At 63.2% G+C, this 8751-nt stretch carries 9 protein-coding genes; 1 reads left to right on the forward strand and 8 read right to left on the reverse strand.

The features are described 5' to 3' along the window. The 7 genes from O7A61_RS29100 to mdh all read right to left on the reverse strand — a co-directional run. Positions 1-489, reverse strand: a 489-nt coding sequence (locus O7A61_RS29100; protein WP_337132694.1) for a biotin/lipoyl-containing protein, incomplete at its 3' end; no start/stop codon positions are given. Between the two features lie 46 nt (positions 490-535). Further along, positions 536-3520 carry a 2-oxoglutarate dehydrogenase E1 component gene (locus O7A61_RS29105; RefSeq protein ID WP_140510324.1) on the reverse strand — a complete coding sequence of 995 codons (2985 nt, stop codon included), beginning with the start codon at positions 3518-3520 and terminating at the stop codon, positions 536-538. A 127-nt stretch (positions 3521-3647) separates the two neighbouring features. Continuing rightward, positions 3648-4550, reverse strand: a complete 903-nt coding sequence (gene sucD / locus O7A61_RS29110) for a succinate--CoA ligase subunit alpha (RefSeq protein WP_027145554.1) — start codon at positions 4548-4550, stop codon at positions 3648-3650. 12 nt (positions 4551-4562) lie between these two features. Continuing rightward, a complete protein-coding gene (locus tag O7A61_RS29115) occupies positions 4563-5060 on the reverse strand; it encodes a DUF1579 family protein (RefSeq protein ID WP_337132695.1) in 498 nt (165 codons plus the stop codon). A gap of 3 nt (positions 5061-5063) precedes the next feature. Further along, positions 5064-5435, reverse strand: coding sequence for a cupin domain-containing protein (locus tag O7A61_RS29120; protein WP_337132696.1), 372 nt, complete (start codon positions 5433-5435; stop codon positions 5064-5066). A 4-nt stretch (positions 5436-5439) separates the two neighbouring features. After that, complete coding sequence (sucC, locus tag O7A61_RS29125) at positions 5440-6633, reverse strand: ADP-forming succinate--CoA ligase subunit beta (RefSeq protein WP_337132697.1); 1194 nt, start codon at positions 6631-6633, stop codon at positions 5440-5442. Between the two features lie 46 nt (positions 6634-6679). Further along, entirely contained in the window at positions 6680-7648 is a 969-nt protein-coding gene (mdh, locus tag O7A61_RS29130; RefSeq protein ID WP_337132698.1) for a malate dehydrogenase, read from the reverse strand. Between the two features lie 213 nt (positions 7649-7861). Between mdh and O7A61_RS29135 the strand changes: the two genes are divergently transcribed. Continuing rightward, entirely contained in the window at positions 7862-8290 is a 429-nt protein-coding gene (locus O7A61_RS29135) for a GNAT family N-acetyltransferase (RefSeq protein ID WP_337132699.1), read from the forward strand. A 37-nt stretch (positions 8291-8327) separates the two neighbouring features. On the opposite strand, the gene zapE is transcribed toward O7A61_RS29135, so the two are convergent. After that, the coding region (gene zapE, locus O7A61_RS29140) for an AFG1/ZapE family ATPase (protein ID WP_337132700.1) at positions 8328-8751 on the reverse strand (424 nt) is incomplete at its 5' end.

The raw sequence follows: 8751 nt of genomic DNA on the forward strand, positions 1-8751 counted from the left end.
GATGGCGTCGAGCACATCGCCCTTCAGCACCTGGCCGCGCTTGCCCGAGCCGGAAAGCTGGTCGACCGACAGATTGTTCTCGGCGATCAGCTTTGCCGCTGCCGGCGCCGGCGGCATAGTGCGCGGCTCGACCGGGCCGGCGTCGCCTGCAACCTTGGCGGTCTCTGCCGCGGCCTGCTTGGTGGTCTGCGCCGCGTCGGGGCTCGAAGCCTGCGCCACGGCTTGCGGCCTGGTCGCGGGAGCAGCCGCCCCACCGCCCGAAATCGACCCTAGCAGCGCGCCGACGCCGACCGTCTCACCTTCTTTTACAGAGATTTCGCCGAGCGTGCCGGCGGCGGCGGCGGGCACCTCCACAGTCACCTTGTCGGTCTCGAGCTCGACCAACGGCTCGTCGGCGGCAATGGCATCGCCGACCTTCTTGAACCATTTGCCGACGGTCGCTTCGGTGACGGATTCGCCAAGGGTGGGAACGCGGATTTCGGTAGCCATTGTGCCTGTCCGTTCTTTCGCTTCAGTTCTATTCGCCCAATTCTGCTTATTCTCCGAGCGCGTCTTCGAGCAAGGCGGCGAGCTGGGCAAGGTGCTTCGACATCAGGCCGGTCGCCGGCGACGCGGCCGCGGGACGGCCGGTGTAGCGCACCCGCTGATGCTTGGCGTCGATATGCGCCAGCACCCATTCCAGATAAGGGTCGATGAACGACCAGGCGCCCATGTTCTTGGGTTCCTCCTGGCACCACACCATCTCGGCGTTGCGGAAGCGTGACAGCTCGGTGATCAGCGCCTTGGCCGGGAACGGGTAGAGCTGTTCGACGCGCAGCAGGTAGATGTCGTTGATGCCGCGCTTCTCGCGCTCTTCATAGAGGTCGTAATAGACCTTGCCCGAGCACAGCACGACGCGGCGGATCTTGGAATCCTTGGTCAGCTTGATCGCCTGGTTGGGCAAAAGCTGGGCGTCGTCCCACAGCAGCCGGTGGAACGAGCTTTCGCCCGAGATTTCCGGCAGCGTAGACACCGCCCGCTTGTGGCGCAGCAGCGATTTCGGCGTCATCAGGATCAGCGGCTTGCGGAAGTCGCGCTTCAGTTGCCGGCGCAAGATGTGAAAGTAGTTGGCCGGCGTCGTGCAGTTGGCGACCTGCATATTGTCTTCGGCGCAAAGCTGCAGGAAGCGCTCGAGCCGGGCGGAAGAATGTTCCGGGCCCTGGCCTTCATAGCCATGCGGCAGCAGGCAGACGAGGCCCGACATTCTGAGCCATTTGCGCTCGCCCGACGAGATGAACTGGTCGAACACCACCTGGGCGCCGTTGGCGAAGTCGCCGAACTGCGCCTCCCACAGGGTCAGCGCCTTCGGCTCGGCCAGGCTGTAGCCATATTCGAAGCCCAGCACCGCCTCTTCCGACAGCATCGAGTTGATGACTTCGTAACCGGCCTGCGCCGCCGACAGATTGTTGAGCGGGATGTAGCGGGTCTCGTCGCGCTGGTCATAAAGCACGGAATGACGCTGCGAGAAGGTGCCGCGCTCGGAATCCTGCCCCGACAGCCGGATCGGATTGCCGTCGAGCAGGATCGCGCCGAAGGCCAGTGCCTCCGCCGTCGACCAGTCGATGCCTTCGCCGGACTCGATCGCCTGGCGCCGGTTCTCGAGGAAGCGGATAATCGTCTTGTGCGCCTCGAAATCCTTCGGCACCTCGGTCAGCTTCTTGCCGATTTCCTTCAGCGTCTTGACCGGCACGGCGGTCTTGCCGCGCCTTGTCTCGTCCTGATTGTCGGCCGTGCGCAGGCCCGACCAGGCGCCGTCGAGCCAGTCGGCCTTGTTGGGCTTGTAATGCTGGCCGACTTCCCATTCGGCTTCCAGATGCGTGCGCCAGTCGGCCTTGAGCTGGTCGAGCTCGGCCTGGGTGATGTGGCCTTCCGCGATCAGGCGCTCGCCATAGATCTGCACCGTCGTCTTATGGGTGCGGATGTTGCGGTACATGAGCGGCTGGGTGAAGGCCGGCTCGTCGCCCTCATTGTGGCCGAAGCGGCGGTAGCAGAACATGTCCACGACCACCGGCTTGTGGAACTTCATGCGGAACTCGATCGCCACCTTGGTGGCGTGCACCACGGCTTCCGGGTCGTCGCCATTGACGTGGAAGATCGGCGCCTCGATCATCTTGGCGACGTCGGACGGATAGGGCGACGAACGCGAGAAGCGCGGATTGGTGGTGAAGCCGATCTGGTTGTTGATGATGAAATGCAGCGTGCCGGCGACGCGGTGGCCGCGCAGGCCCGACAGGCCGAGGATTTCAGCGATCACGCCCTGGCCGGCGAAAGCGGCGTCGCCATGCAGCAAGAGCGGCAACACCTTGGCTCGCTCTTCCAGTGGCACGATTTCCTCGCGGCCACGGCCGAACAGGGAATCCTGCTTGGCGCGCGCCTTGCCCATCACCACGGGATCGACGATCTCCAGATGCGAGGGGTTGGCGGTCAGCGACAGGTGCACCTTGTTGCCGTCGAACTCGCGGTCCGACGAGGCGCCGAGATGGTACTTCACGTCGCCCGAGCCCTCGACCTCGTCGGGGGCTGCGGAGCCGCCCTTGAACTCGTGGAAGATGGCGCGGTGCGGCTTGGCCATCACTTGGGAAAGCACGTTGAGGCGGCCGCGATGGGCCATGCCGAGCACGATTTCCTTCAAGCCCAATTGGCCGCCGCGCTTGACGATCTGCTCCAGCGCCGGGATCAACGATTCACTGCCGTCGAGACCGAATCGCTTGGTGCCCTTGTACTTGACGTCGATGAACTGCTCGAAGCCTTCCGCCTCGACCAGCTTCTGCAGGATCGCCTTCTTGCCGGTGGCGGTGAACGAAATCTCCTTGTCGGCGCCCTCGATACGCGCCTGGATCCAGGCCTTTTCCTCGGGATCGGAAATATGCATGAACTCGACGCCGAGCGTCGAGCAATAGGTGCGGTTGAGGATTTCCAGCATCTGCCGGATGCTGCCGAATTCGAGCCCGAGCACATTGTCGAGGAAAATGGGCCGGTCGTAGTCGGCTTCGGTGAAGCCGTAATTCTCCGGCGACAGCTCGTTATAGTCTTCGAGCTTTGCAATGCCGAGCGGGTCGAGATTGGCGTGCAGATGGCCGCGCATGCGGAAGGCGCGGATCATCATGATGGCGCGCACCGAATCGCGCGTCGCCTGGTGCACATCGGCGTCGGACAGCACGACACCGTTGGTGACCGCCTTATCCTTGACCTTCTTTTCCAGGTGCTTTTCGACGATGCCCCAATTGCCGTCGAGCGCCGACACCAATTCGCCATTGGCCTGCAGCGGCCAGGAGGGTTTGGCCCATGAGGCGCCCTTGGCGTTCCTGCGCACATCGCCGGCATCGTCCTTCAGCCCGGCGAAGAACTCCTGCCACTCGGGATTGACCGAGGCGGGATCGTCCTCATACGCCGCGTAGAGCGCGTCGATGTAATCGGCATTGCCGCCATAAAGGAAAGAGGTAAGCGAGAATTGGTCGTTGGCCTGATCTTGTCGTGCCATTTTTGTCCGCGGAGCCTGGCTCCGTCTCCTTTTTTTGGGGAGTGAGTAGTCAGTAGTCAGTAGAGAAATGGATCTCTCTCATTTGTTCACCGCTCAGTTTTTTCACTACTCACTATTCACTACTCACTTAACCCTTGATCGCCTCGACCAAGGTCGTGCCCAGCCGCGCCGGCGAGGGCGAAACCTTGATGCCGGCCGATTCCATCGCCGCGATCTTGTCTTCGGCGCCGCCCTTGCCGCCGGAGATGACCGCGCCCGCATGACCCATGGTGCGGCCGGCCGGCGCGGTGCGCCCGGCGATGAAGCCCGCCATCGGTTTCCTGCGGCCGCGCTTGGCCTCGTCCTTGAGGAACTGCGCGGCGTCTTCTTCGGCCGAACCGCCGATCTCGCCGATCATGATGATCGACTTGGTCTCATCGTCGGCGAGGAACATCTCGAGCATGTCGATGAACTCGGTGCCCTTGACAGGATCGCCGCCGATACCGACGGCGGTGGTCTGGCCGAGGCCGACATTGGTGGTCTGGAACACGGCCTCATAGGTAAGTGTTCCCGAGCGCGAAACAACGCCGACCGAACCCTTGCGGAAGATGTTTCCGGGCATGATGCCGATCTTGCATTCGTCGGGGGTGAGCACGCCCGGACAGTTCGGTCCGATCAGCCGCGACGTCGAGCGGTCGAGCCGCGCCTTGACCTTGACCATGTCCATCACCGGAATGCCTTCGGTGATGCAGACGATCAGCGGGATCTCCGCCTCGATCGCCTCGATGATGGCTTCGCCCGCGCCCGCCGGCGGCACGTAGATGACGGAGGCGTTGGCGCCTGTCCTTTCCTTGCCTTCGGCGACCGTGGCAAAGATCGGCAGGCTCTCGCCCTTCGCGCCGGTCCAGGTCTCGCCGCCCTTCTTCGGGTGGATGCCGCCGACCATCTTTGTCCCGTGATAGGCCAGCGCCTGCTCTGTGTGGAACGTGCCGGTCTTGCCGGTCAGGCCCTGCACCAGCACCTTGGTGTTCTTGTCGACGAGAATGGACATCGGAGCCCTTTTCTAAAAACCGTTGATCGAGGAAGGCGAGACGCGCCGGTAGACGCCACTCACCATGTCTTGCCAGTCATCGTTGCCGGCGGGTTTGAAATGCAATTTCATGCGGTAGGTGTCGGCATCGCCGAAAATATAGGTCACGCGCGCAGAGCCGCGCGGCGACGACCGCTCCAGCACCAGTTCGTTGCCGTTCCACGTGCCCGTGGCAGGCGACAACGGCACGAGGCCCATCGAATCGAACTGGTGCATGGTCACGACGCCGTTCTGGTGGTCGACGCCGAATACGGTGTGCGAACCGAACGAAATCGTGCCGTCGCGACGCTGACGATAACGCTGCACCACGAACTGGCCGCCGAACTCCGCTTCCGCCAAAACTTCGCTGGTCGCCGTGCCGCCATCGGCCCATTGCGTGTCCGCCACCTCTTCCTCGCCGCGCCACGCGCCGACCAGCGCCTGCAGGCGCTGGTGGTCGGCCGAGAGCGAAGAGAAGGATGCCGCGTTCATGGATCAGAGCCGCTTCAGATCGGTGACGGTGAGATCGCTCTTGGCATTGCCGGTGTTGAGCGTCGTCGCCGGCTCGAACATCAGCACCACGGGCTCTGCGGTGAGCGAGCGCGGCCGGTGCTCGACACCGCGCGGCACGACGATGAAATCGCCCTCGCCGAGCTCGACCGGACCATCGCGGAAATCGATGGCGATCCTGCCGCGCAGCACGAGGAAGGCTTCGTCCTCATTGTCATGCGCGTGCCAGTCGAAGGCCTCGCCGAACTTGGCGACCTTGGCCTGGCTGTCATTGACGTCGCCGGCGATATGCGGATCGAACACCTCGGTGATCGTTTGATCCGCCGCCTCGACCAGATTTATCTTGCGCGGAGGCACCGTCTCAGCCCTGCACCGCCGCAACGATCTTCTTGGCCGCGTCGTCAAGATCATCGGCGGACACGACGTTCAAACCGCTGTCGTTGATGATCTTCTTGCCGAGCTCGGCATTGGTGCCTTCCAGGCGCACGACCAGCGGCACTTTCAACCCGACTTCCTTGACCGCTGCAATCACGCCCTCGGCGATGATGTCGCACTTCATGATGCCGCCGAAGATGTTGATCAGGATGCCTTTGACGGCCGGGTCCCTGGTGATGATCTTGAACGCCGCCGTCACCTTCTCCTTCGAAGCGCCGCCGCCGACATCGAGGAAGTTGGCGGGCTCGGCGCCATAGAGCTTGATGATGTCCATCGTCGCCATGGCAAGGCCGGCGCCGTTGACCATGCAGCCGATATTGCCGTCGAGCGCGACATAGGCGAGGTCGTATTTCGACGCCTCGATCTCCTTCTCGTCCTCTTCGGTGGTGTCGCGCAGTTCCATCAGATCGGGGTGGCGGAACAGCGCGTTGTTGTCGAACGACACTTTCGCATCGAGCACGCGCAGGGGGCCGCTCTTCATCACGATCAGCGGGTTGACCTCGAGCAGGCTCATGTCCTTCTCGACAAAGGCCTTGTAGAGGATCGGGAACAGCGTGCCGCCATCCCTGGCCGCGTCGCCGGCGAGCTTCAGCGCGCCATTGAGCGCCTTCACGTCGTCCGCCGTAACGCCCTTCTCCGGGTCGATGGCGACGGTGATGATCTTTTCCGGCGTGTCGTGCGCGACCGCCTCGATGTCCATGCCGCCCTCTGTCGAGACGACGAAGGCGATGCGGCCGACCGAGCGGTCGACCAGGATCGAGAGATAGAGCTCGCGCTCGATGTCGGCACCGTCCTCGATATAGAGGCGATTGACCTGCTTGCCGGCCGGGCCGGTCTGCTTGGTGACCAGCGTGTGGCCGAGCATCTCGTTGGCGTTGGCCACCACCTCGGCGACCGACTTCGCCAGCCGCACGCCGCCCTTGGCGTCGGGGCCGAGCTCCTTGAATTTGCCCTTGCCGCGGCCGCCGGCATGAATCTGGCTCTTCACCACGTAGAGCGGGCCGGGCAGCGCTTGTGCCGCGGCTTCCGCCTCGCTTGCCTTGAACACCGGCACGCCTTCGGCCACCGGCGCGCCAAAGCTCTTCAGCAGCGCCTTGCCTTGATATTCATGGATGTTCATCGGGAACTATCTCCAGGTCGGTTGCCGGGGGTGATGTTTTGGCGGGTTACTTCGAGGCGAGCTGCGGCGCGATCTTGACACAGGCCTCGGTCAGGCCCTGCACGGTCGCCACCGAAGCCTCGAACATCTTCTGCTCGGCCTTGTTGAGGTCGATCTCGATGACGCGCTCGACACCGCCGGCGCCGATGACCACGGGCACGCCCACATAGGTGCCCTTGACGCCATACTGGCCCGAGAGGTGTGCCGCGCAGGGCAGCACGCGCTTCTTATCCTTGAGGTAGGATTCGGCCATCTGGATCGCCGAAGCCGCCGGCGCGTAGTAGGCCGAGCCGGTCTTGAGCAGGCCGACAATCTCGGCGCCGCCATCACGGGTGCGCTGCACGATCTGGTCGAGCTTTTCCTTCGAAGTCCAGCCCATCTTGATCAGGTCGGGAAGCGGAATCCCCGACACCGTCGAATAACGGATCATCGGCACCATGGAATCCCCGTGGCCGCCGAGCACGAAGGCGGTGACGTCCTCGACCGAGACCTTGAATTCCTCGGCCAGGAAGTAGCGGAAACGCGCGCTGTCGAGCACGCCGGCCATGCCCACCACATGAGTCTTGGGCAGGCCCGAAAACTTCTGCAGCGCCCACACCATGGCGTCGAGCGGGTTGGTGATGCAGATGACGAAGGCCTTCGGCGCGTACTTCTTCAGCCCGGCGCCGACCTGCTCCATGACCTTCAAATTGATGCCCAGCAGGTCGTCGCGGCTCATGCCCGGCTTGCGCGGCACGCCGGCGGTGACGATGCACACGTCCGCACCCTCGATGCCGGCATAGTCATTGACGCCGGCCAGCCGGGAATCGAAGCCATCGACCGGCGACGACTGCGCTATATCGAGCCCCTTGCCTTGCGGGATACCCTCGGCGATATCGAACAGGACCACGTCGCCGAGATCCTTGAGGCCGATCATGTGGGCGAGCGTGCCGCCGATCATGCCAGAGCCGATAAGCGCTATCTTGTTGCGTGCCATGTGAGGATGATTTCCCTTTGTCTGTGACGCGCCAACACGGCGTCGAGGAAGAGGCCGGAATGCTGCGGGGACCGCGAATTTCGCCGCACCCAATAGCTCCGGTGCAGAATAAATTCAAACGATTATTTCGACCCCTGCATTTTCAATCGGTTAGAGTGTTTGGGGTTTACGTAAACGTCAAAATTTGTAAGCCGACTTGGGAGAATTTACACAATGACGGTCGAGATCAGAAGGCTCAATCCCGGCGATGACACCCTTGTGATGCGGGTTGCCGACGATGTGTTCGACGAGCCGGTGCGGCTCGATCGCCTTGCCAGCTATCGCGCGCAATCAGGCCATTTCATGATCGTCGCCCTGGCCGGGGACGTTGTCGTCGGCCAATGCGCGGCGGTCATCCACCGCCACCCGGACAAGCCGACCGAACTTTATATCGACGAAGTCGGGGTCTCGCCGGCCTTTCAGCGCCGGGGCATTGCGCGCAAAATGCTGGACGCCATGTTCGCGCTCGGCCGCGAGCACGGCTGCGAGGAGGCCTGGGTCGGCACCGAGCCGGACAATCTGCCCGCGCGGGCGCTTTATGAAGCGCGCAAGGAACCGCATGACGAGGCGAAGAGCTTTGTGATGTATGTGTACGGGCTGTAGATTTTCTAAGCTGACGGGATAGCGGCTTCCGGATATTTCAGGCCTGCGCCCGCGCTTCCGCCGGGGCCGCCTTCCCCTTCCGACGCTCCGCCCAATCCTCCAGCCAGTCGCGGCTCTGCATCTCGATCAGCCGTGAGGCGGTGCGCTCGAATTCGAACACCTCGACGCCGCGCTTGGCCACATAAAGCGCGTGCGGCGGCGCCTCGGCGCTCACCACAAGGCGCGTATGATGGTCGTAGAGCGTGTCGATCAACAGGATGAAGCGCTTTGCCTCGTTGCGTTTGCCTTCACCCAGCACCGGCACATGATCGATGAAGACGGACGAAAACCGGCCGGCGATGGCCAAATAATCGCGCGCGCCGAGTGGCTTTTCGCAGAGATCGGCGAACGAGAAACGCGCGGCATCGCCGGCGGCGGCCGGCACCGCGACCTTGCGGCCCTTCAGCGTCAGCGACGTCTCG

It is taken from the genome of Mesorhizobium sp. Cs1321R2N1, from assembly GCF_037179725.1.
Taxonomy (GTDB): Bacteria; Pseudomonadota; Alphaproteobacteria; order Rhizobiales; family Rhizobiaceae; genus Mesorhizobium; species Mesorhizobium salmacidum.

Excerpts from the sequence above, each read along its gene's own strand:
- O7A61_RS29105 (WP_140510324.1), bottom strand. The coding sequence starts at position 3,520 with ATGGCACGACAAGATCAGGCCAACGACCAATTCTCGCTTACCTCTTTC.
- sucD (WP_027145554.1), bottom strand. The coding sequence starts at position 4,550 with ATGTCCATTCTCGTCGACAAGAACACCAAGGTGCTGGTGCAGGGCCTG.
- O7A61_RS29115 (WP_337132695.1), bottom strand. The coding sequence starts at position 5,060 with ATGAACGCGGCATCCTTCTCTTCGCTCTCGGCCGACCACCAGCGCCTG.
- sucC (WP_337132697.1), bottom strand. The coding sequence starts at position 6,633 with ATGAACATCCATGAATATCAAGGCAAGGCGCTGCTGAAGAGCTTTGGC.
- mdh (WP_337132698.1), bottom strand. The coding sequence starts at position 7,648 with ATGGCACGCAACAAGATAGCGCTTATCGGCTCTGGCATGATCGGCGGC.
- O7A61_RS29135 (WP_337132699.1), top strand. The coding sequence starts at position 7,862 with ATGACGGTCGAGATCAGAAGGCTCAATCCCGGCGATGACACCCTTGTG.